A 22,115-nucleotide genomic window follows, 5' to 3' on the forward strand; every position below is an offset into this window, starting at 1 on the left:
CGGTCGTATTATTGGCGAGCGCGGGTGGCCTGCATGGCGCGGGGACGCGCTTGCCAGATGATCTCCAGCCCGAGCAGGGCGTAGAGGCTCCAGATGGCCAGCGGATTGAGCCACTCACCCCCCAGTTGCAGGGTCATCAGGGCGCAACCTGCCAGCAGCAAGGTGATGCCCGGCAGCCGCCAGTGAACGGGCAGGGGGGCCAGCAGCGCCATCGCCAGCAGAATGCCGAGGCCAAACGGCAGGTTCAGGGCGGTAAAGGCCAGCGCCTGCTGGCCACTCATGCCGGTCAGCAGGGCCAGCAGGGCGCTGCAACAGGCGAGAAAGGTGATGAACTCGAGACGATCGGCAATATAGTCAGCCATCTGTTCGCTACGTGCATGCATGATGTGTCTCCTTCAGTTGATGGTTCAAGTGTGAGGGAGGGACGTTCGCAAAGGCAGCGGGATAATTCGATTGCGCTGAACGAGCAATTCTTAATCACCCGCTACGGCGGGCTTTAGGGTGTGCCGGGCCTGTTAAACGGTGAGGGTGGGGCTATGCCGACAAACTCTGTCGTGGTGGGTTTCTGGTGGTAAAGAGAGGGGGAGAGGTGACAAATGGTGCCTGATGGTGGGGTGAGCCTTATTCAGGGCAGGTCAATTCGCTTCCATCGGGAAAGCGGGCGGCGTCATTGTCAGCAAAATGTGTGATTTGTGGTCAACCTCTTAAAAGATATGGCGAATTTGCCAATGGCACCGCGCTGTCGCTGGCCGATGCCTATGTTAGGATAAGGTTCGCCATTTTTCTGGCGCGCATTATTGTGTCACGGCCATGCACGGCATGGCGTGCTGCGCCGCATTCGGGGTTGGCCCGAAAGGGCGCTGGTTTCCTTCACCACAGATTCAGGAATATTGACCTTTGACAGGATGCATTTCATCCCTGCTGGCAGGGCGTTCACTGTCCGGCCCTGCGTTTCGCCGCGGCCTGCGGGTGCTGGGGGTGGGCCTGTTGCTGTCGCTGCTGGCTTCGCCCGCGTTTGCCGCCAAGCTCACCTATCAGGTCAAGGGGTTGAAAGGGGAGAACAAGGATAACGTTGAAGCCTATCTCAATGCCCTGCCGGTCTATCAGGAGCGGCAATACCGCCCGGCCCGCGCCAAAATCACCGAGAGCGTGCAAAAGGCGCTGCAGGTTTATGGCTATTACCAGCCGAAGATCACCCTGAGTCGCGACAAGAAGACTCCGTCCAAAGTGGTGATTGAGGTAGACAAAGGGGTGCCGGTCATCGTCTCCCGCCTCGATATTCTGCTGGAGGGGGATGCGAGCAGCGACGAGCTTTACAGCGCCCTGCTGGACAAGTTGCCCCTCAAAGAAGGCGAGCCCCTCAATCACGCCAAATATGAATCCATCAAGGCGGATCTGGGCAGCCTCGGGCTGGCCCGCGGTTACTTTGATGCCAAGCTGAGCAAGAGTCAGGTCAAGGTGTTCCCGGACAAGGGGACGGCGGAGATCTTTATTCTGTTCGAATCGGGCCATCGCTACCGTTTTGGCGAGATCCGCTACGATGCCACTCCCGAAGCGCTTCACCTTATTCGCCCGCTTATCAACATCAAGAGTGGCGATCCCTATCTCGCCATCCGTCTGGCCGAGATGTCGCAGGATGTCTCCTCCACCAAGCTGTTCCGTCAGGTCGATATCAAGCCGGTATTGAGCGAGGCGAGCAACTATCGGGTACCCATCGCGGTGACGCTGGATAACCGGGTCGATCACGAAATCGAGACAGGTATCGGTTACGCCACCGACGTGGGGCCGCGGATGAGTGCCACCTGGGAGAAACCCTGGGTCAACCGCTATGGCCACCGTCTGTTTGCCACCGCCAAGGTGTCGGCGCCGGAGGCAGAGCTCAGCTTCGACTACCAGATCCCGGTGGGTAACCCGCTGCGGGACTACTACTCCATCCAGACCGGCTACCAGTACAAAGATAACAACGATACCCGCTCCGATCTCACCACTATCGGTGTACACCGCTGGACGCGGAGGCCGGAGAGCTGGGATCGGGACGTCTTTATCCGGCTGGAGAACGAGATCTATACCCAGGGCGCTGACGAGGGGAACAGCTTGCTGCTGATCCCAGGGGTCTCCTGGTCCCGGCTGCGGGTGCGCGGCACTCTGGTGCCCGATTGGGGGGATCGCCAGCAGCTGACGCTGGAGTTCTCCGATCCCAGATGGGGCTCCGACATCAGCTTTATGCGGGTGTGGGGACGCAGCAAGTGGCTGCGAACTCTTGGCGATAACCACAGATTCCTGATGCGGGCCGAGCAGGGGGCCATCATAGGTGACAGCTTCTCGTTGGTGCCGCCGTCTTTGCGCTTCTTTACCGGTGGCGATCAGACGGTGCGCGGCTTTGGTTACGAGAGCATCTCCCCCACCGGGCCGGATGGCAAGCTGACCGGTGGCCGCTACACCAGCGTGGCCAGTCTGGAATACAACTACCGCTTCAGCGAGAAGTGGCTGGGGGCCATGTTTGTGGATGGCGGTACCTCCACCACCGATTACAGCGAGCCCTGGAAAATAGGTACCGGCGTCGGTGTGCGCTGGGTCACCCCCATCGGTCAGGTCAGGCTGGATCTGGCGGTCGGGGTATCGGAGGAGGACAAGCCCTTGCGGCTGCATTTCGCATTGGGGCCTGAATTATGATGTTGTCTAAACGCTTTTTTCTTTGGCCGCTGCGGCTGTATCTTGCGCGGGGGTCTGCATTGTGATCTGGCTAAAACGCATCTTTCTCTGGCTGATGGGGCTGGTGTTCCTGCTGCTCATCGGCGTCAGCCTGTTGGGATTCACCCATCAGGGCAACAAGTGGTTGTGGCAACAGGCCAAAGGGGCGCTTCCTTCCCTCAAGGGGGAGCTGGTGGCCGGTCAGCTTGGCTATGGCTGGACTCTGGAAGGGGCCGGCTGGCAGGATGAGCTGGTGGATGTCACGGTTGATCGCGCCGTGCTCGACTGGGATCTCGGCAAGTTGCTGCAGGGCAAGCTCTGGATAAAATCCCTGGCGGTGACCCATCCGGTGGTCAAGGTAGCCGACTCCGAACCTGCGCCGGAAGAGCCTGCCGAACCCTTTGTCTGGCGCCCGCTGCCACTCAAGATCCAGGTCGATAGCCTCAAGGTCGCGGATCTCGATCTGGCGGTGCCCGGCGTGGCTGTGACCCTGGGGTCCCTGGATATCGGCGCCACCCTCAATCGCAAGGGGCTGATTGTACGTGGCCCGGTGCTCGATAACCTGACGGTGATGCTGGATGACGCGGCACCCGCCAGCGCAGCCAAATCTGCCAAGCAGCCAGCCGCTAACGAGAAGCAAGCCGGTGCTGCGGTGGCGCGCAACGATAAGGCCAGCGCCAAGACCGTCAAACAGGGCAAAGGGACGCCAGCTGCGAAGACGGCAAAGGCAGCCCCCATTCTCCTGCCCGCCATTCATCTTCCTTTCCCCATCCAGCTGGAAGGGATCAGTGCGACCCGGGTGCAATATAAGCAGGGCGAGCTGATTGAAGGGCTCGACAAGCTGCTGCTCTCTGCCACTGCTGCCGACGATCGCATCGAGGTGCGTGAGCTCTCGCTGCGCCACGCCATGGCCGATCTGGCGCTCAAGGGACACATCCAGCTCAGTGACGACTACCCGCTGGCGGTGACGCTGGATGCCAAGGCCCGCAAGGGGCTGCTGGATGGCGAGCTGCAGGGTGAGCAGGCCACGCTGGCGCTGAGCGGTTCGGTCGGCAAGCTGGGGCTGGTGTTGTCGGCCAAGGGGCCGGTCGCCGCCAATCTCAAGGGCTCGCTGGCCGCCCTCGACCCGGATCTCCCTTTTGATGTGGCCCTCGACTGGAAGAGCCTCGGCTGGCCGTTGCACAAGCCTGCCAAAGATGAGCCGAGCTATCGGCTGGACAAGGGGAGCCTGACTGCCAAGGGCAAGCTCTCCGGCTATCAGTTTGCCCTCAATACCTCCGGCAAGGGAACCGATGTCCCCCCCTTCAAGCTTGCGCTGGACGGCAAGGGGGATCTGGAGCGGCTCAGCAAGATCGCTTTGCAGCTCAATGCCCTCAAGGGGGAGCTGAAGCTTGATGGCAAGCTCGCCTGGAACAAGGGGATCGAGTGGCAGGGGACCACACTGTTCAAGGGGATCAATCCGGCCGAGCTGCTGCCCGAGCTGAAAGGGACGCTGGCCGGTGAGCTGGAGAGCCGTTTCGTGATGAACGAAGCGGGCCACTGGGAGCTGAAACTGCCCAAGCTCAAGGTGGATGGCAAGCTCAACCAGTACCCGCTGGCCCTCAAGGGGGAGCTCAGCGGCAACGACAAGATGGAGTGGCAGATCCCGGCGCTCTCGCTGCAAAGTGGCCCGAACCAGTTGCAGGCCAAGGGCAGTATCAGCAGCGCCCAGTGGAAGCTCGATGCCAACCTGCAGGCTCCCCAGCTGGGGGGCATCTATCCCGGCCTGAAAGGGGATATCAAGGGGCAGGTGAAGGTCAGTGGCAATCAGCAGACGCCAAAAATCGATGCGGATCTGGCCTCCGACCGGCTCTACTATGCCGGCACCGACCTGAAGGGCATTAGCCTCAAGGGCAATGCGGTGATCGGCGCCAAACCGGCCGGTGAGCTCTCGCTGTTGGTGGCGCAGCTGAAACAGGGCGAAACCAAGCTCAGCCAGCTGGCCCTGAACCTCAGCGGCGACCTCAATCAGCACCTGTTGACCCTGACCATGAAGGGTGACCCTGTTGCCGCTAACCTCAAACTGGGTGGCGGCGTGCGGGGGGATCACTGGCGCGGGGCGCTTTCCGAGTTGCAGCTGAAAACCCCGCTTCGCCGTTGGGACTTGAACTCCCCCTGGGCACTGGATCTCGATCTGCCGCGTCAGCGGCTGGCGATGGGGGATCTCTGCCTCGGTTCCCAGGGGGCCAGCCTCTGCGTCAAGGGGAGTCAGGTCTCCGCTGCCCAGGGTACCCTGGAGTTTGCCCTGAGCGAGTTTGATCTCAAGCGGCTACGCCCCTGGTTGCCGGACAACTTCCGCTGGCAGGCGATGCTCTCGGCCGATGGGCGTGCCAGCTGGCGTGGCAATCAGCCTACCTTGCATGCGGTGGTGCGTACCACGCCGGGCACTTTTGTGGCCGATGGCCTCAAGACCGACTATCAGCAGCTGGCTCTGGCCCTTGATTTCGAGCGGCAGCAGGCGGCCATTCGCCTCGATTTTGCCTCCAAGCAGATCGGCAATATCGATACCGACCTGCTGATCAAGGAGCCCGCCGGTCGCGGTCTGCTCGGTGGTCAGCTCAAGTTTGACGATCTCAAGCTCAATACCTTTGCGCCGCTCATCCCTGAGGTGCGCTCCCTGCAAGGGATCATCTCCGCCGATGCCCGTTTCGACGGTACCCTGGCGGCGCCCCTGCTGTTTGGCCAGCTCAACCTGCGTGACGGTGAAGTGCAGACCCACTCTGACATGGTGACCCTGACCAAGCTGGTGACCCGCCTCAAGATCGAGGGCAACCGCGCCGAGCTCGATGGCTCCATGCTGGTGGGCAAGGGACCGCTGGCGTTGGGCGGCTGGCTCAGCTGGGCCAAGATGCCGGTCAGCGGCAGCCTCACCATTCAGGGCAAGGATCTGGAGGCGCAATATCCGGGCATGGGCCGGGTCAGAGTCTCGCCCGATATCGCGGTGTCGCTGGGGGAGGAGACCCGCATTACCGGTCAGGTGGATATTCCCTGGGCGCGCATTCTGGTCAAGAGTCTGCCGGATTCGGCGGTGGCGGTCTCAGATGATGTGACTGTGGTCTATGACGATCTGCCCCCTGCTCCCAAGCAGGCCAGCCTGCCGCTGGCGATGAAGGTGGCGATCCGCCTTGGCAATGATGTGAAGCTTGATGCCATGGGGCTGAAGACCGATGTCTCCGGTGGCCTCAATATCCGTCAGGATCCCGAGAAACCACTGGCAGGCAACGGCCAGCTGGTGCTGACCAACGGCCGCTTCAAGGCCTATGGTCAGAACCTCATCATCAAGGAGGGGCGTATCCTCTTCTCCGGTCCGCTGGATCGGCCCTTCCTCAACATCGAGGCCAACCGGGATCCCGATACCATCGAGGGTCAGGTGACGGTCGGGGTGCGGGTGACTGGCCCTGCCAGCAAGCCTGAAATCACTGTCTACTCCGAGCCGCAGATGGCGCAGTCGGAACAGCTCTCCTATCTGCTGCGTGGCAAAGGGTTGCAGACTGGCGGTGAGGATGGCGGTTTCAACGGTCTGCTGGTGGCCGGAGCGGTCAATCAGGCCAATGGCGTGGTGTCGAGTATCGGCGAGTCGCTGGGGATGAGCGATGTCTCCCTCGATACGGCGGGCAGTGGTGACAACACCCAGGTGACGCTGTCGGCCTATCTGCTGCCTGGCTTGCAGTTCCAGTACGGGGTCGGGGTTTTCAGCCCAATCGCCGAATTCAAGCTGCGCTACGAGGTATTGCCACGGCTCTATCTGCAGGCGATGAGCGGGGTGGCTCAGGCGGTCGATATCTTCTATCGCTTTACTCTGTAACGCTTCATCCCGTAACAGGGCTGATATGAACGTAAACGGGAGGCGCAGGCCTGCCGTTTTTTTATTGCGCGATCGGCTGCAGGCAAACAGCGATAAGGGGCTGGAGGGCAGAGAAATAACGGATTGGGCAGACCAGAAATGCGAAAACCCGGCGCTAGGCCGGGTTTTCTGAATGATGGTGGAGGGAGAAGGATTCGAACCTTCGAAGGCAGAGCCGTCAGATTTACAGTCTGATCCCTTTGGCCGCTCGGGAACCCCTCCACGGGGTATTGCTTTCAACTTGTCGCACTTGAAATGGTGGAGGGAGAAGGATTCGAACCTTCGAAGGCAGAGCCGTCAGATTTACAGTCTGATCCCTTTGGCCGCTCGGGAACCCCTCCACAAGTGCGAGGCGCATACTAACAGATCTTCCGGTTTTGTGAACCCCCAAGCAGGATTTTTCCATTAAAAGAATTGGATTTGTGGCCGATAACCAGTGAAATCGCCATTTTCGAGAGTTATCTCATGCTGCCCAGTTCAATCCGTAATCACCTGCTCGTCGATGAGGGCCAGTTGGGGCAGCGCCTCAACCGTGACCTGCAGCATGGCGATCGCGCTGATTTCCGGTTGCATCTGGCCCTGCTGACCGACGCGGTGGAGGAGCAGCCCTGGTTTGATGCCAAACCGGCGGCTACTCCCCAGAGCCGTGACTGGCGTCTGCACTTTGCGCTGAGACCGGCAGAGGTGCTGGTGGCTGAAGGGGCGGGGAGTGATTGCAGTGCCATCAATGAGCGGTTGCAGCAAGGGGGAAGCATGGTGGATGTGCGGCTCTGGCTGGCGCTGCAAACACCGCCGCTGGCGGTCAAACAGCCGCTGATGGATGAGGCTGTCTACGACAACCTGTCACCGCTGGCGCGGGAGCGGTTGCAAGGAAAGCTGGCCGATATGCCACGCCAGGAGGATCCGCTGGTATTGCTGCCGATCCTCGATCGTTTGCAAGAGGGGGTGGATACCCGGTTGCACTGGCTCAGTTGATGGTGCCTGTTCACTGACGTAACGCGATGCTTGTCGGCAAATCACAGGCAACAAAAAGGCGGGTAACCCCGCCTTTATGCTCTTTAGAATTTTTAGCCTTGCGGCATGCTATCAAGCGTCAGCTTCATCCGGTTGCGGCTGCTCTTTGAGCGCTGCATTGGCACGACGGGCGATCGGCTTTTCGGTGTGACGGTTGAGTTGGCGCTCCAGTTTTTGCCCCAGTTCGTTGATAGCGGCGTAGAGATCCTCATGCTCTGCCTGGGCAAACAGTTTGCCGTTGGGGATGCCAGCACTGGCTTCGACAGTGAACATCAGACGCTCTTTGGAAACAATCACATGGGGTGTGATGAGAGGCACCTGAAGACGTTCGAGCTTTTCAAAACGGGATTCGATGCGCTCGCGGATAGCCGGGGTGATGTCGATGATTTTGCTGGTAATTTCGATTTTCATATTGGCCCCCTTCGGGTCGTCTTGCTTGTGTCTTCACCTTCAGATTACTCATTGGTAAAGATTGAAATGTGATCCATGTCACATAACCTTCCCTTGGCTATTCAGCAACTTATAAATTGTGATCTTTTCCGGTTTCGTGCCAAAAACAGCTTGAGCTCCATGAAACTGGCAGGCAGTATGACGGGAATAGGATCGTTTCTGTCCCTTCTTGGCAGCACTTCGTGTCGACCTCATGTCCGGTTTCCACTGCTTGATATCGCATGTTTGTACTCTTCCCTCGCAACCTCTGATCTGATGAGCGGATGCAGGGGGCGTTGCTATGCCTGATTGGACATCAAACGTGGTTGGTTGTTGTGTTGGAGTGGTAAATGAAGCAGCAGGCCACGCAAGTCATGTGGTTTTTCGATCGGCAACATGATCAGTGGAGTCTCTCTGATCAGGGGGCCTACCAGCAGTGGCAAGGGGAGGGCAATCATCCCTGGGCCGCTCGCCTGTTACCGGAAGATGAGGCAGGCTTTGCCGACTTTCTCGTCCGGCTTCATGAATCACATCTGCCTGAACAGTTCATCGGTCATCTGAAAGATGATCAGGGGCAGCTCAACCATGTGCTCTGGAGTGGCCAGTTTGTGCCCACCCAGCAGATCTGCTGTGGCTGGCTGGCCCCTCTTGATACCGCCAACAGTGCTGTCTCCTACCTCAATCTCTCTTTGCCATTGCTGCAAACCACCCTGCTCACCCAGTTGGCGCAGGCGCTCTCTGCCCGCACCGGACTCGATTTCTTCAATACCCTGGTCAGCCAGCTGGCACATATCCTCAAGGTGGATGCGGTCTGGGTGGGTGAGTTGTGCGGTGCCGACCGGGTCAAAGTGCTGGCCGCCGACGGGCTGGCGCAGAAGGACTATCCGCTGGCGGGCTCCCCCTGTCAGGAGCTCTATAAGCAGGGGGCCATCTGTTTCGAGGTGATCGACGAGTCGCAGGAGTATCAACCCTGGCTGGCGGCCGGGCAGACTTATTATGGTCAGCCGCTGTTTGATGCCAGAGGCCAACTTCTGGGCCATCTGGCGCTGCTCTATTCGGCTCCGGCAGATACCAGCAACCTCACCTCGGTGCTCAATACCTTCTCGGTACGGATGGTGGCCGAGCTGGAGCGCCTGCAATCCGATGCACAAATGCGCCTCTCTGCCGTCGCATTCGAGACCCACGAAGGGATCATCATCACGGATCCTGGGTTCAAGATCCTGCGGGTCAACAACGCCTTCAGCCAGATCACCGGCTTTGACAGCCAATCGGTGCTGGGCCTGCATCTGGAAGAGGATCTCTGGCCCAATCTGGGGGGGCTCGGTTACGAGCTCAATACCCTCAGCCGCTGGCAGGGGGAGACCCAGCGTCGCCATGTCGATGGTCACACCTATCCCCAGTGGGAGATAGTGACGCCGGTGCAGGACGAGAAGGGGGTGATCAGCCACTTTGTCATCTGCTTCGAGGATATCTCCGAGCGCAAGGCGGCCGAGCGACGCATTCAGGATCTCGCCTATTACGACGAGCTGACCGGATTGCCCAATCGCCGTCAGCTCCACGAGACTCTGGTGCAGACCTTCAACGAGGCGACCCGCGATGGCTTGATTGGCGCGCTGCTCTTTATCGATCTCGACCACTTCAAGACCATCAACGACTCCCTCGGCCACGCCACCGGTGACTGGCTGCTCAAGGAGGTCGCCGCCCGTCTCAAACGGTTGGTGCGACAGGGGGATTGTCTGGCCCGCCTCGGTGGTGACGAGTTTGTTCTGTTGCTGCCATCGCTCTCGGCCAGCCCGCCCCAGGCGGAGATGCAGGCCGATATCATTGCCGAGCGGCTCATCACCGAGATTGCCGCTCCTTATACCTATGTGGGGCAGGTGCTGCACATCGGAGCCAGCGTCGGCATTACCCTGTTTCCGGATCGGGAGCAGGGGGTCGATGATCTGCTCAAGCAGGCGGATACCGCCATGTATCAGGCCAAGTCCGCTGGCCGCAAGACCCGTCGCTTCTTCGATGCCTCGATGCAGCAGCAGGCGGATCGCCGTCTGCTCATTCACAACGAATTGCGCAACGCCCTCAGCCAGCAAGAGCTGACCCTCTACTATCAGCCCCAGCATATGGTCGATGGCGGCGATATCATTGGTGTCGAGGCGCTCATTCGCTGGCAGCCGGCCGGTCGCTCGCTGGTCTCACCGGCCGAGTTTATTCCCATCGCCGAGGAGACGGACCTGATTGTCGATATCGGCAACTGGGTGCTGCACGAGGCATGCGCCCAGTATGTGCTGTGGGAGGAGAACGGCATCCACATTCCGCAGATCTCGGTCAACGTCAGCGCCAAGCAGTTCCATGCCACCGATTTTGTCGAGCGGATCCACGATGTGTTGGCGCAAACCGGCATGGATCCGGCCTGCCTCAATCTGGAGATCACCGAGTCCGTGGTGCTGGGCCATGCCGAGGACACCATCAGCAAGATGACCGAGCTCAAGGTGCTCGGCATCAGCTTTGCCATCGACGATTTTGGCGCCGGTTACTCCTCCCTGAGCTACCTCAAGCGGTTGCCTGCCGATGAGCTCAAGATCGACCGTTCATTCATTCAGGACATCCCGAAAGATGGCGACAACATGGCCATCGTCGAGGCGGTGATCGCCATGGCGCGACATATGGGGTTCAACGTCACGGCGGAAGGAGTGGAGTCCCGTCAGCAACTGGAGTTTCTCAAGGCGCAGGGGTGTAGTTTCTATCAGGGCTATCTCGCCTCCAAGCCGCTGCCGGTGCCCTATCTGGAGAAATATGTACAGCGGCTGACCAGACCGGAACAACTGCGTGAAATGCAGCTGAGCGAGTCAGAAAAATAGTCCCTGCTCCCCGCTGTAGCGCTGCCCGGCAACGGGTAGAATGAGAGGCAGTAGACCCACCGCCACCGGGCGGTGTATTGCCCTCAATGGAGATGTTCAGTGAAAGCTGTATGGGGAATTGTTTTGTCGGCGCTGTTCGTGCCGACCCTGATGGCGCAGACTGCCGACCAGACGCTCTACCGTCAGGCGTATGACGCCGTACGGGCCAATGATCAGGTCCGTTTCCAGCAAATTCGTGCCCGTTTGACCCATTACCCCCTGCTCCCTTACCTCGATTACTATCAGCTCGCCTTTCGTCCGGGGGCGGCCGATTACAACGATGTGACCCGCTTTATCCGCCAGCATGGGGATACCCCCCAGTCCAACCGGCTGGAGCGCAGCTATCTGACCTATCTGGCCCAGAGCCAGCAGTGGTCGCAGTTCCTGCGCTTCTATCCGGCCAAGCCGAGCTCCACCGATCTGCTCTGCATGCACTATCAGGCGCTCTATTACACCGGTAAGCCGAAAGAGGCGTTGCAGGGGGCGGGCAAGATCTGGATGAGCGGTCAATCGCGCCCCGATGCCTGCTCACCGCTGTTCCAGCTGTGGCAGGCATCCGGTCAGCGAACTCAGGAGAAGATCTGGCAGCGGATGACGCTGGCGTTCGAGGCGGAAAACCCCAATCTGATCCGCCACCTTGGCGCGACCCTAGGTAGCGGCTTGCAGAGCTATGGCGATCAGATGGTGACCCTGTTCGAGCAGCCAGCCAAGGCGATGAACCCGGCCTATTTCAGCAGCAATCCCTATTCCCGCAAGCTGCTTTCCCTCGGCTTGACCCGCTATGCCAATCAGGAGCCGGAGTCGGTGCTGCGCCAGCTTGCGCTGTTTCGCAGCCGTTTCGGCCTGACCCAGGCCGAGGTGAAACCGGTAGAGCGTGCCATTGCCCGCCGCCTGCTGCTGGATCGCTCTATTGCCCAGCGTAGCTGGGTCGACAGCACGGTGAAAAAGCTGGCGGATCCCGACATTACCGAGCTGCGGGCGCGACTGGCCATCTGGGAGCAGGATTGGCGTAGCCTCTCCGGCTGGGTGAAGATGATGCCGATGGCCCGTCAGAAAGAGGATCGCTGGCGCTACTGGATGGCGCGCTCCCTTGAGGTGCAGGGGCAGCAAAAACCGGCGCGGGATCTCTATCTGGAGACTGCCAACCTGCGCGGTTTCTACGGGTTTATGGCGGCCCAGCGCACCGGTGTGCCTTATCGCATCAAGAACCAGAGCGTCAAGCATGTACCGGACTGGCGCACGGCCAGTCAGCGCTGGCCCTTCCTGTTGCGGGTGCGTGAGCTGCTGTCGATGAACGAGATTGCGGCGGCCCGCTCGGAGTGGATCCACAACATGGATCGCAATCCGGTGGCCCAGCGCATCGAGTTTGGTCATATCGCCCTCAATCAGGGCTGGCACGAGCTGGCCATTCTCGCCAGCATTCGCGCCGAAGCGTGGGATGCCCTCGACCTGCGCTTCCCGCTGCCGCTCAAACGCACCTTCTCCCAGATGGCGCAAGAGCGCACCATGAACACCAGTTTGCTCTATGCCATCTCCCGTCAGGAGAGTGCCCTCTATCCGCTGGCCCAGTCGCCGGTGGGGGCGCGCGGTCTGATGCAGCTGATGCCTGCTACTGCCAAAGAGACTGCCGGCAAGCTGGGGGTGCCCTATCGCAACGAGCAGCAACTGTTTGATCCGACGATGAATATTCGTCTGGGGAGCGCCTATCTCAAGCGCTTGCTGGATGTCTATGACGGCAACCGGATCCTGGCGGCGGCCGCCTACAACGCCGGGCCGGGACGGGTAAAACGCTGGCGAGAGCAGAGTGACAACAAGCCGATGGACGTGTGGGTCGAGAGCATCCCCTACAAGGAGACCCGCAACTACGTGCAAAACGTGTTGTCGTTCGATCTCATCTATCAGCACAAGCTGCAGCAGCCGCTGCGCTTCATGTCGGAGCGGGAGCTCAATCACGCCTATTGAGTCGGGGGCCGCCAGCCGGCCCCTGTTTTCAAATTTCCCTGCTGCCGGGTATCATCGGGTAAGGTTTTGTTACCAAAGGAAACATGCCTGGTGACCTGGCTCCGGGAATTGCATCAGGCCGCAGGGTATACTCGGGCGTCGGCACCGACAGGTTCCCCCACAATAAAGGAATGGATAGTGGCAACGATTAAAGACGTTTCTCAGCTGGCAAATGTGTCTATCTCCACCGTGTCGCGGGTTATCAACAACACGGCACAGGTAGCACCGGAAAAGCGTGAGGCCGTACTGGCGGCCATGAAGGAACTGAATTTTCGACCCAACAGTTTTGCCCAGGCACTGGTCAGCAAGCGTTCCAACTGCATTGGCGTGCTGGTTGGCGACCTCTGCGGCGGCCCCTTCTTTGCCCAGATGATGCGTGGCATCGAAACCATGGTCGATCAGGCCAACAAGTTCACCATCGTCATGTCTGGCAACCACGATATCGCGCGCGAGCGTCACGCCATTCAGGCGCTGCTGCAGCGCCAGTGCGATGCGCTGATCCTCCACAGCAAGGCGCTTCCGGACGAGGAGCTGAGCGAGCTGGCGGCAGGCTCTACCCCCATCGTGTTCATCAACCGTCAGGTGCCGGGCGCTGAAGATCGCTGCGTCTGGCTCGATAACCAGGCGGGGATCACTACCGCGTGCCAGCACTTGCTGGATGCCGGTCATCGCAACATCGCCTTTATCACCTCCGATGATGAAGAGTTTGTCGATGGTCAGCAGCGGATGGCCGGTTACACCCAGACCCTGGCCAGAGCCGGGATCGCCTTTGATCCTGCACTCGTCAGCCGCGCCTATGCCGACGAAAATGGCGGCTATGTGGCGATGAGTGAACTGCTGGCCCGTGGTGTCGAGTTCACTGCCGTGCTCGGTTTCAACGACGGTATGGTGGCGGGGGCGATCTCTTGCCTGCTGGAGCGGGGTTACAAGATCCCGCAGCAGGTATCGGTGGTGGGGTTCGACGATATCCCCTACGCCCGCTACATCTATCCCAAGCTCACCACGGTGCGCTACCCCATCGAGGAGATGGGCAGCCGCGCAGCCGAGCTGGCGCTGCGTCTGCTCGATCACAAGCCGGTGGACGGCCTGGCGCTCAAGTTTGAAGCCCAGCTGGTGGAGCGTGAGTCAGTCGCCTGACGTGCGTCAGACAGTGAACAACAAGGTGGCCCCATCGGGGCCACACTCTTTTCTGCGTTATCTCTCTAATCCGCTATTTATCCTGCCAGGGCGATCCGCTGCTGGCGGCGTGCCTCCACCCCTTCTGCCACCATATCGAGCAGCCGCCTTGTCTGTTCCCAGCCGATACAACTATCGGTGATCGACTGGCCGTAGCGCAGCGGTTTGCTGCCAATCTCCTGACGCCCTTCGCAGATAAAACTTTCCACCATGATGGCGGCGATGGCATGGCTACCAGCACCCAGCTGGTCGGCAATGTCACGGGCAACCAGTAGTTGGCGGGCATGCTGCTTCTGGCTGTTGCCGTGGCTGCAATCGATCATCAGCCGGGGTGACAGATGATGCTGGCGCAGCAGCTCGCCAGCCTCTGCCACATGACAGCTCTGATAGTTGGGCAGGCGGCCACCGCGCAGGATCAGGTGGCAGTCGGGGTTGCCATGGCTGCGCACCAGTGCCAGCTGGCCATCACCGGAAGGCTGGGTATAGAGGTGGGCTGCCCGGCTGGCGAGGATCGCCTCTACCGCGATCCGGATATTGCCGTCGGTGCCGTTTTTAAAACCGATGGGGCAGGGGAGAGCGGAGGCTAGCTGGCGGTGGAGCTGGGATTCGGTGGTGCGGGCACCGATAGCGCCCCAGCTGATGAGATCCCCCAGATAGAGCATGCTGGTGAGATCGAGAAATTCGGTGGCACAGGCGAGCCCTTCCTGTCCAAGGGCCAGAAGTAACTCCCGGGCCTGGGATAGGCCCTTTTCCAGTTGATCGCTGCCATCGAGGTCGGGATCGAAGATAAATCCTTTCCAGCCGAGCGTCGTGCGCGGTTTTTCGAAATAGGTGCGCATCACCAGTTGCAGTTGCTCCCCGTATTGGCCCTGCAGTTCAGCGAGCCGGCCACCATAGTCGCGGGCGGCTGCCGGATCGTGAATGGAGCAGGGACCGATCACCAGCAGCAGGCGATCATCCTCTCCCTGCAGAATATGGCGGGCTTGCTGTCGGCTGCGTGCGATCTGGCGAGCGAGCCGTGCCGGACAGGGTCTGGCCTTTAACATCTCGTCAGGGGTGGGCAGGGTGGCAAGGGGTGAAGCATTCAGAAGTGAGGTGAACATGAGCGATCCTGATGAAAATGGAAATCTGCATGCTCTTTGCTGTCCAGTGGGGATCTTCCCCTTATTCTCTTGGTTAACAGAGCGCGGGCATGGGCCCGCGCTCTGTTATATCGGTCTTGGCTACCTTAGAAGCGGGCTGAGCCGCTGACGTAGTAGCTGCGACCCGGTTCGACGTTCTGGAAGACGGTGTCTTTCTCTTGCAGGCGCACGTCGGTCAGGTTGTTGATCCCCAGTCGCAGGTCAAAGTTCTCGGTGACCTTGAAGCCGGTGCCGAGATCGAAGGTCTGATAGCTGGGCAGCTTGTGCAGTACGACAACCTTGTTGACGGTCTGCTCGGCAAACTGGGTGCCGGTGTAGGTGGTGCCGACAAAGGCATTGACCCGTTCGGTGGCCTGCCAGGTGATCTTGGCGTTGGCCTTGTGCTCAGGCCGCTCGGGCAGAGCCTGGCCCTGATCGCCTTCCGCCTTGAGGTAGGTGTAGTTGGCGCCAAGGTTGATATTGTCGGTCAGATCGAGCTTGCCGGTCAGCTCCAACCCCTTGGTGGTGGCTTTCTCCAGGTTGTACCAAGTGCGGTCAGTGGAGTTCGGCAACTGCTTGAAGGTGAGCATGTCGTCGATGTCGGAGTAGAAGAGGGTGGCGCTGGTCTCCCAGATCCCTTCTCCTGCGATGACACCCAGCTCGTAGTTGGTGCTGGTTTCCGGCTTGACCTTGTCGCTGCCATAGATGCGGCAGTTGCCGCCGCAGCTCTCGATGCTGTAACCGCTGGAGTACTGGTGCGGCGCCGGTGCCTTGAAGGCCTGGCTGACACCGCCTTTCACTGTCACCACATCGTTCATCTCATAGACCAGATAGCCGCGCGGGGTGAAGTGGCTGCCGTAGATCTCGTGGTGATCGTAACGGCCGCCCAGCGTGAAGGTCAGGCTGTCGGTCAGGCCAATTTCGTCCTGAGCAAACAGCGCCTCCTGAGAGTGACTCTCTTTGCCGCCGATATCCTTGTAACTCACCGCATCCACCAGCTCCCGATCCAGATATTCACCACCCAGGGTCAGGTAGTGGTTGGCCAGCGCCAGGTTGGTGTAGCCCTTGAGGGTCAAGGTGTTCTCTTCCAGTTTGCGCTGCTGCGGGGCCGAGTAGCTGGTGTTGAAGTCATCGATCTGGGAGGTCTCGTAGTTGGCCATGACGGTGGTGTCACCCCAGCTCCAGTTCCCCTTGTGGGTCAGACCAAACAGGTTGCGATCGTTTTGCTGCTGGCGGCTGTGCACCTTGTTGCCGGTTTTGCGGAAGATATCGAGAGGCCGCTCATCCTGGTTGTAGAGGTAATCCAGCTCGAAGCGTTGCTGCTCATCCACCAGCCAGCTGAGGGTGGAGGCGAAGTTGCGGGTCTGCTTGGCTTCGATAAGGGGGATGCCGTCAGCGGCTTCGGTGGGAGTCCAGGCTTGACGGTCATACACCTCGCCGTTCATCCGGATCAGCAGGTTGTCGGTCAGCGGGCCGGTAAAGCCCAGGTTGGTTCTGTGCTGATCGCCGCCATCCTTGCCCTCGATGGCCTTGAAGTCGGCATCGGCCGCCCCTTGCCAGGTTTTGCCCGGCTGCTTGGTGATGATGTTGATGACACCACCGATGGCATCGGAGCCGTAAAGTGCCGACATGGGGCCACGGATCACCTCGACCCGCTGGATCATGCCAAGGGGCACGGGAGTGTTGTCGAAGTTGCCGCCGCGCCACAGGGCATTGGAGGAGGAGAGGCGTTTGCCATCTACCAGTACCAGGGTGTATTTGCCGGACATGCCGCGAATACCGATATCGCTGCGGCCATTGGTGTCAGCTTCAGCCTGAATGCCCACTTCGTGGCGCAGCAGGTCGGCAAGATCATTGACGGGCGCGGCGGCGATCTGTTCGGCCGTGATGACAGAGATAGAGGCCGGTGCCGAGCGGGTATTGTGCGCCGTGGTGGTGACGGTGATCACCTCATCGGCTTGAGGGGTGTTGCTGGCGGCGATCGCTTGCTGGGTCAGCAGAGTGACGATGGTGGTGGCCAGCAGGCTGGGAGCAATAAAACGGGAGGTTGAGGATTTCATTATTTACATCTTCCATAATATACAAATGATAAGCGTTATCATTATCAAATTGAATTTGCTCCGATCGCAACTCTTTTTTATCGGCGAAGTTCAGTTTCGTTCGTCACCTTCTTTTGACTAAAAAGAAGTTAGTGAGATTGATTCTCATTTGTATTGATCGTTATTTCGCTCCTTGTTAGGATGCCGTTCACCCTGATATCTGGTGAGTCAAATGACTCACTTTTAGTCGTGTCAGGCAGTGATTCATTCCAAGGAGTAGCACCGTCATGTGTGACCATGCACTGGAAGGAGAGTGGCCCGCCACAGCGGTCGGGTTGGATAAAGTGTGCTGTTTTGCCAGCGGTGACAGGGTACTTGTCGCCTCCGGTATCCACGACAGTTTTACCGGCATCCAGCCGGAGAAGCTGCTTGCCCATCTGCGTCAGTTGCGCCAGCAGGGGATGGTCAATCCCATCGCCATCGGCGCCATTCCGTTTGATACCCAATCCCCCTGGCATCTGGTGATCCCGGCGCAATCGCAGTGGGTCGCAAGGGATGCGATGTTGCCCGCCCGCTGTTGCCAGCTCCATGGCGAGGTGAGCGAAGTGACCGGCTCTGCCCACTATCAGGGGGCGGTACGGGCGGCATTGCAGCAGTTCAGCGAGGGGCAACTCGAGAAAGTGGTGTTGTCGCGCGCCATTGATGTGCAGAGTGCAGAGCAGACCTCCCCCGCACATGCCTATGGCTCTCTGCTGGCCCAGAATCCGGGCGCCTATGTGTTCCAGATCCCGCTGCCGAAGGGGGAGACCCTGCTTGGCGCTAGCCCCGAGCTGCTGGTATCGCGCAGCGAGATGGCGGTGGTGAGCAATCCGCTGGCGGGCTCCCGTCCGCGCCACGCTTTTTCCGATCAACAGGCAGCCAGTGCCGACCTGCTGGGGGCGCAGAAGGATCGCTATGAACATGCGCTGGTGGCCGATGCGGTCGCCGCCGCCCTCGCGCCTTTCTGCCGTGAGCTGGACGTCCCTCTGGAGCCGCAGGTGATCGCCACTCCTACCATGTGGCACCTCTCGACCCGCATCGCCGGACGGCTCCATGAGCCATCTCCCGTGCTGGCACTGGCGCTGGCGCTGCACCCGACACCAGCGGTATGCGGCACACCGCTCTCGGCAGCACGTCAGGCCATCGCCCGGCTCGAGGGGTACGATCGCCGCTTCTACTGTGGCGCCGTCGGCTGGATGGATGCGGACGGCAATGGCGAGTGGGTAGTCACCATTCGCTGTGGCGTACTGGCTGGCAAGCAGCTGCGGCTCTATGCCGGCGCCGGGGTGGTGGTGGGCTCCTCGCCGGAAGCGGAGTGGCAGGAGACCGCCGCCAAGCTCGGCACCATGCTGCGGGCGTTTGGCCTCGAAAGCCGGGAGCCGGAGGTAACCGCATGAAGCCGTTGGTGCCCTTTACCCCCTGGCCCGCCGAGCTGGCAGCCCACTACCGGGCACAAGGGTGGTGGCGCGGACAACCGCTCACCGCCCTGCTCGATGAATCTGCCGAATGTTATCCCGAGCGCACGGCCCTGATCTGCGGCGAGCGAACCCTCAGTTATGGCCAGTTAAAGCGTGAGGTCGATGCGCTGGCGGCGCGGCTGGCCGCGCGCGGGCTGGGCCACGGCGATACCGCGCTGGTGCAGTTGCCCAACTGCGCAGAGTTCTATATCTGCTGGTTTGCCCTGATCCGCTGCGGCGTAGTGGCGGTGCATGCCCTCTACAGCCATCAGCGGCGCGAGCTGGTGGCCTTTGCCCGCCAGATTGAGCCCGCCTCGCTGGTACTCAGCCCCTCCCATCCCGGCTTTGCCGGTGAAGCGGGGAGCCTCGCGGCCCTTGATGAGCTGGTATCGCCTTCTTGCCAGACACTGCTGTTCGAGCAGGCAGAAGGCTCCGATCTTCAGTCAGGATTTGCATGGTGTCAGCCTGACCCCATAGCCCGTGCTGATGGTTCGCCGCTGACGGCCATCGCGCCAACTCCTACCCCAGCCGATCAGGTCGCCTTTTTCCAGCTCTCCGGCGGCAGCACCGGCACTCCCAAACTGATCCCCCGTACCCACGATGATTATGGCTACAGCGTGCGCCAGAGCGTAGCGGTGTGCGGTTGGGATGAGCGGGTGATCTATCTATGCGCTCTGCCAGCGCCCCACAACTTTCCCCTGAGCTCCCCCGGGGCACTCGGAGTGTTTTATGCCGGTGGCTGCGTGGTGCTGGCAAAGGATCCCTCTGCAGCAACCTGTCTGCCGCTGGTGCAGCGCCATCGGGTCAACTGGGCGGCGCTGGTGCCACCGGCTCTGGCGCTCTGGCTGGAGGCGGCCAGCCACTATCCGCAGACCTCTCTGGAGTGTGTGCAGGTGGGCGGCGCGCGCCTCAGCCCGGCTCATGCCGAGGCGGTGGCGAGCCGCCTTGGCTGCCGCTTGCAGCAGGTGTTCGGCATGGCCGAGGGACTGGTCAACTACACCCGCATCGAGGATGACCAGTGGCACATCGTCAATACCCAGGGCCGCCCGATGAGCCCGGGTGACGAGGTGGAGGTTCGTGATAGCGACGGGCGCCCCTTGCCAGATGGTGAGTGCGGCGAGCTCTGGACGCGTGGCCCCTACACCTTTCGCGGCTACTTCAAGGCTGATGCCCACAATCAGCGGGCTTTTGGTCGGGACGGTTTCTACTGCACCGGCGATCTGGTCTGCCGCTTGCCCGGTGGCCATCTGATGGTGGTGGGGCGCAACAAGGATCAGATCAACCGGGGTGGGGAGAAGATCGACGCCCTCGAGATTGAAGAGCTGTTGCTGACCCACCCGGAGGTGCGGCAGGCGGCGCTGGTCGCCATGCCTGACCCCATGCTCGGGGAGCGCAGCTGCGCCTTTTTGATGTGCCGCGAGCCCCTCAATTTGCCCCGCTTGCGCCGTTTCCTGCGCGAGCAGGGGGTGGCCGATTACAAACTGCCCGATCGCTTGGTGCTGGTGGAGCAACTGCCCCACACCCCGGTCGGCAAGATAGACAAACAGACGCTGCGCGAGCAGCTCGCCAAGGAGTGTGCATGACCATTCAATCCCTCGCCGCCTATCCGCTGCCTACCGCCGAGGAGCTGCCCACCGGGCGGGTGAACTGGCCCTTCGAACCGGGCCGCGCCGCCTTGCTGGTCCACGATATGCAGCACTATTTCGTCGATTTCTACGGGCCAGACAATCCGCTGATCAATCAGGTCATCGACCATATCGCGGCCCTGATCCGTCAGGCGCGAGCTCTTGGCATGCCGGTGGTCTATACCGCCCAGCCCGCCGAGCAGAGCCAGGCAGATCGGGCGCTGCTCAACGACATGTGGGGGCCCGGATTGACCCGAGCGCCGGAGCGTCAACCCATCGTTTCGGCGCTGGCTCCCGAGCCGCAGGATACGGTGCTGACCAAGTGGCGTTACAGCGCTTTTTGCCGCTCACCGCTGGCCGAGCTGATGGCCGAATGGGGACGGGATCAGCTGGTGATCTGCGGCATCTACGGCCATATCGGGGTGATGCAGACGGCGGTCGATGCCTTTATGCGCGATATTCGCCCCTTCCTGGTGGCAGATGCCATCGCCGACTTCTCCCGCGAGGATCACCTGCTGGCGCTCTCCTACGTCAGCCGCAATGCCGGTCGGGTGATTACCGTGGCCGAGGTGATGGCGGCCAGCAAACGCCCCCTGACTCGCGAGTCGCTGCGTGCTCAGGTGTTGGCGCGGCTGCCCGCCGAGATGCAGCAGGAGCAGCCCACCGAGGATGACAATCTGCTCGACTACGGCCTCGACTCGCTGGCGGTGATGGGGCTGGTGGAAGAGTGGCGTCAGCAGGGGCTGGTGGTGGAGCTGGCCGAGCTGGCCCGCACGCCGACCCTGGCCCATTGGTGGGCGCTCCTCTCCCGTGTCAGTCAGGACACGGCTTATCAGGTCAACGAAGAGCACGTCAGCGAACCGGAGTGCACCCCATGAGTGAGTGGCAAGGCAGAACCGTCTGGGTGACCGGTGCGGCGCAGGGAATTGGCCATGCGGTGGCGCGCACCTTTGCCGAGGCTGGGGCCAGCGTGGTGGCGTTCGATCTGCAACTGGCCGAGGCACTGCCCGGCAACGTGAAGGGGGTGGTGATCGATGTCAGCGACAGCGAGGCCGTGACCCGCTGCTGCGAACAGCTGCTGGACGATGGACTGGGGCCCGATGTGCTGGTCAATGTCGCCGGCATACTGGCGACCGGCAGGCTCGATGAGGTGGATGACGCCCTCTTGCAGCGCACCTTCGCCATCAACACTTTCGCCCCTTTCTACCTGATGCGGGCCCTGACCCCCTGGTTTCAGGGACGGCGCAGGGGCGCCATCGTCAATGTCTCCTCCAATGCCGGTCGGGTGCCACGAGTGGGTATGGGCATCTATGGCGCCTCCAAGGCGGCGCTGACCAGCCTCACCCAAACGGCGGGGTTGGAGCTTGCTCCCTACGGCGTGCGCTGCAATCTGGTGTCGCCGGGCTCGACCCGAACCCCGATGCTGTACGGCATGTGGCAGGAGGGGGAGGCTGAGCAGCGGGAGGGAGAGCAGCGCACCATCGCGGGTCTGCCCGGGCAGTTCAAGCTGGGGATCCCCCTTGGCAAACTTGGGACCCCCGACGAGGTGGCTGCCTGCGTGCTGTTTCTCGCCTCCGATGCGGCCAGCCATATCACCCTGCAGGATCTGGTGGTCGATGGCGGTGCCACCCTGGGGGTTTAGCCCGCGCGCTGCCGATCTGGCAGGCGTGACACTCTCTTTATGGAGGAGGCCAGGCCTCCTCGCTTTTCAGCCATGCGGGCAGGAGCAAGCCGCTGCCCGCTCGA

General features: G+C 60.9%; 14 protein-coding genes and 2 tRNA genes. 10 read left to right on the forward strand and 6 right to left on the reverse strand.

Going from position 1 to position 22,115, the window contains the following annotated elements; genetic code table 11:
• Positions 1-8: 8 nt before the first annotated feature.
• A complete protein-coding gene (locus tag I6L47_RS21565) occupies positions 9-383 on the reverse strand; it encodes a hypothetical protein (protein ID WP_216948334.1) in 375 nt (124 codons plus the stop codon).
• Positions 384-897: 514 nt separating this feature from the next.
• Here I6L47_RS21565 and I6L47_RS21570 point away from each other — a divergent pair.
• Positions 898-2,673, forward strand: a complete 1,776-nt coding sequence (locus tag I6L47_RS21570) for an autotransporter assembly complex family protein (protein WP_216948335.1) — start codon at positions 898-900, stop codon at positions 2,671-2,673.
• A 61-nt stretch (positions 2,674-2,734) separates the two neighbouring features.
• Entirely contained in the window at positions 2,735-6,535 is a 3,801-nt protein-coding gene (locus I6L47_RS21575; protein WP_216948336.1) for a translocation/assembly module TamB domain-containing protein, read from the forward strand.
• A gap of 176 nt (positions 6,536-6,711) precedes the next feature.
• On the opposite strand, the gene I6L47_RS21580 is transcribed toward I6L47_RS21575, so the two are convergent.
• Positions 6,712-6,796 (reverse strand) — tRNA-Tyr (locus I6L47_RS21580).
• 34 nt (positions 6,797-6,830) lie between these two features.
• Positions 6,831-6,915: transfer RNA gene (locus tag I6L47_RS21585), tRNA-Tyr, on the reverse strand.
• 124 nt (positions 6,916-7,039) lie between these two features.
• Between I6L47_RS21585 and I6L47_RS21590 the strand changes: the two genes are divergently transcribed.
• Positions 7,040-7,549, forward strand: a complete 510-nt coding sequence (locus tag I6L47_RS21590; protein ID WP_047437707.1) for a VC2046/SO_2500 family protein — start codon at positions 7,040-7,042, stop codon at positions 7,547-7,549.
• Between the two features lie 111 nt (positions 7,550-7,660).
• On the opposite strand, the gene raiA is transcribed toward I6L47_RS21590, so the two are convergent.
• Entirely contained in the window at positions 7,661-7,999 is a 339-nt protein-coding gene (gene raiA / locus I6L47_RS21595) for a ribosome-associated translation inhibitor RaiA (RefSeq protein ID WP_005334257.1), read from the reverse strand.
• A 368-nt stretch (positions 8,000-8,367) separates the two neighbouring features.
• Here raiA and I6L47_RS21600 point away from each other — a divergent pair, with 368 nt between their 5' ends.
• The 3 genes from I6L47_RS21600 to I6L47_RS21610 all read left to right on the forward strand — a co-directional run bounded on the left by I6L47_RS21600 (position 8,368) and on the right by I6L47_RS21610 (position 14,049).
• On the forward strand, positions 8,368-10,872 hold the full coding sequence (locus tag I6L47_RS21600) for a bifunctional diguanylate cyclase/phosphodiesterase (RefSeq protein WP_216948337.1): 2,505 nt from the start codon (positions 8,368-8,370) through the stop codon (positions 10,870-10,872).
• 99 nt (positions 10,873-10,971) lie between these two features.
• On the forward strand, positions 10,972-12,873 hold the full coding sequence (locus I6L47_RS21605) for a transglycosylase SLT domain-containing protein (protein ID WP_216948338.1): 1,902 nt from the start codon (positions 10,972-10,974) through the stop codon (positions 12,871-12,873).
• Positions 12,874-13,050: 177 nt separating this feature from the next.
• On the forward strand, positions 13,051-14,049 hold the full coding sequence (locus tag I6L47_RS21610) for a LacI family DNA-binding transcriptional regulator (RefSeq protein WP_005350588.1): 999 nt from the start codon (positions 13,051-13,053) through the stop codon (positions 14,047-14,049).
• Positions 14,050-14,126: 77 nt separating this feature from the next.
• On the opposite strand, the gene I6L47_RS21615 is transcribed toward I6L47_RS21610, so the two are convergent.
• Positions 14,127-15,191, reverse strand: coding sequence for a 3-deoxy-7-phosphoheptulonate synthase (locus I6L47_RS21615; RefSeq protein ID WP_216948339.1), 1,065 nt, complete (start codon positions 15,189-15,191; stop codon positions 14,127-14,129).
• A 125-nt stretch (positions 15,192-15,316) separates the two neighbouring features.
• The gene (locus I6L47_RS21620; RefSeq protein ID WP_216948340.1) at positions 15,317-17,269 is read right to left on the reverse strand and encodes a TonB-dependent receptor; all 1,953 of its coding nucleotides are present in this window, start codon (positions 17,267-17,269) and stop codon (positions 15,317-15,319) included.
• 266 nt (positions 17,270-17,535) lie between these two features.
• Here I6L47_RS21620 and I6L47_RS21625 point away from each other — a divergent pair, with 266 nt between their 5' ends.
• Genes I6L47_RS21625 through dhbA form a run of 4 tightly spaced genes read left to right on the forward strand, consistent with a single transcriptional unit; the run spans position 17,536 to position 22,011 of the window.
• The gene (locus tag I6L47_RS21625; RefSeq protein ID WP_216948341.1) at positions 17,536-18,684 is read left to right on the forward strand and encodes an isochorismate synthase MenF; all 1,149 of its coding nucleotides are present in this window, start codon (positions 17,536-17,538) and stop codon (positions 18,682-18,684) included.
• Complete coding sequence (locus I6L47_RS21630; RefSeq protein WP_216948342.1) at positions 18,681-20,327, forward strand: (2,3-dihydroxybenzoyl)adenylate synthase; 1,647 nt, start codon at positions 18,681-18,683, stop codon at positions 20,325-20,327. The genes I6L47_RS21625 and I6L47_RS21630 overlap by 4 nt, the downstream gene beginning before the upstream one ends.
• Positions 20,324-21,247: an isochorismatase family protein gene (locus I6L47_RS21635; RefSeq protein ID WP_216948343.1), complete on the forward strand. Its 924-nt coding sequence runs from the start codon at positions 20,324-20,326 to the stop codon at positions 21,245-21,247. Before I6L47_RS21630 ends, I6L47_RS21635 begins: the two co-directional genes overlap by 4 nt.
• On the forward strand, positions 21,244-22,011 hold the full coding sequence (gene dhbA / locus I6L47_RS21640) for a 2,3-dihydro-2,3-dihydroxybenzoate dehydrogenase (protein WP_216948344.1): 768 nt from the start codon (positions 21,244-21,246) through the stop codon (positions 22,009-22,011). Before I6L47_RS21635 ends, dhbA begins: the two co-directional genes overlap by 4 nt.
• Positions 22,012-22,115 lie beyond the last annotated feature (104 nt).

The sequence above is a fragment of the Aeromonas sp. FDAARGOS 1417 genome (assembly GCF_019046985.1).
Taxonomy (GTDB): domain Bacteria; phylum Pseudomonadota; class Gammaproteobacteria; order Enterobacterales; family Aeromonadaceae; genus Aeromonas; species Aeromonas veronii.

Excerpts from the sequence above, each read along its gene's own strand:
- raiA (WP_005334257.1), bottom strand. The coding sequence starts at position 7,999 with ATGAAAATCGAAATTACCAGCAAAATCATCGACATCACCCCGGCTATC.
- I6L47_RS21625 (WP_216948341.1), top strand. The coding sequence starts at position 17,536 with ATGTGTGACCATGCACTGGAAGGAGAGTGGCCCGCCACAGCGGTCGGG.
- I6L47_RS21620 (WP_216948340.1), bottom strand. The coding sequence starts at position 17,269 with ATGAAATCCTCAACCTCCCGTTTTATTGCTCCCAGCCTGCTGGCCACC.
- dhbA (WP_216948344.1), top strand. The coding sequence starts at position 21,244 with ATGAGTGAGTGGCAAGGCAGAACCGTCTGGGTGACCGGTGCGGCGCAG.
- I6L47_RS21565 (WP_216948334.1), bottom strand. The coding sequence starts at position 383 with ATGCATGCACGTAGCGAACAGATGGCTGACTATATTGCCGATCGTCTC.
- I6L47_RS21630 (WP_216948342.1), top strand. The coding sequence starts at position 18,681 with ATGAAGCCGTTGGTGCCCTTTACCCCCTGGCCCGCCGAGCTGGCAGCC.
- I6L47_RS21590 (WP_047437707.1), top strand. The coding sequence starts at position 7,040 with ATGCTGCCCAGTTCAATCCGTAATCACCTGCTCGTCGATGAGGGCCAG.
- I6L47_RS21615 (WP_216948339.1), bottom strand. The coding sequence starts at position 15,191 with ATGTTCACCTCACTTCTGAATGCTTCACCCCTTGCCACCCTGCCCACC.
- I6L47_RS21600 (WP_216948337.1), top strand. The coding sequence starts at position 8,368 with ATGAAGCAGCAGGCCACGCAAGTCATGTGGTTTTTCGATCGGCAACAT.
- I6L47_RS21635 (WP_216948343.1), top strand. The coding sequence starts at position 20,324 with ATGACCATTCAATCCCTCGCCGCCTATCCGCTGCCTACCGCCGAGGAG.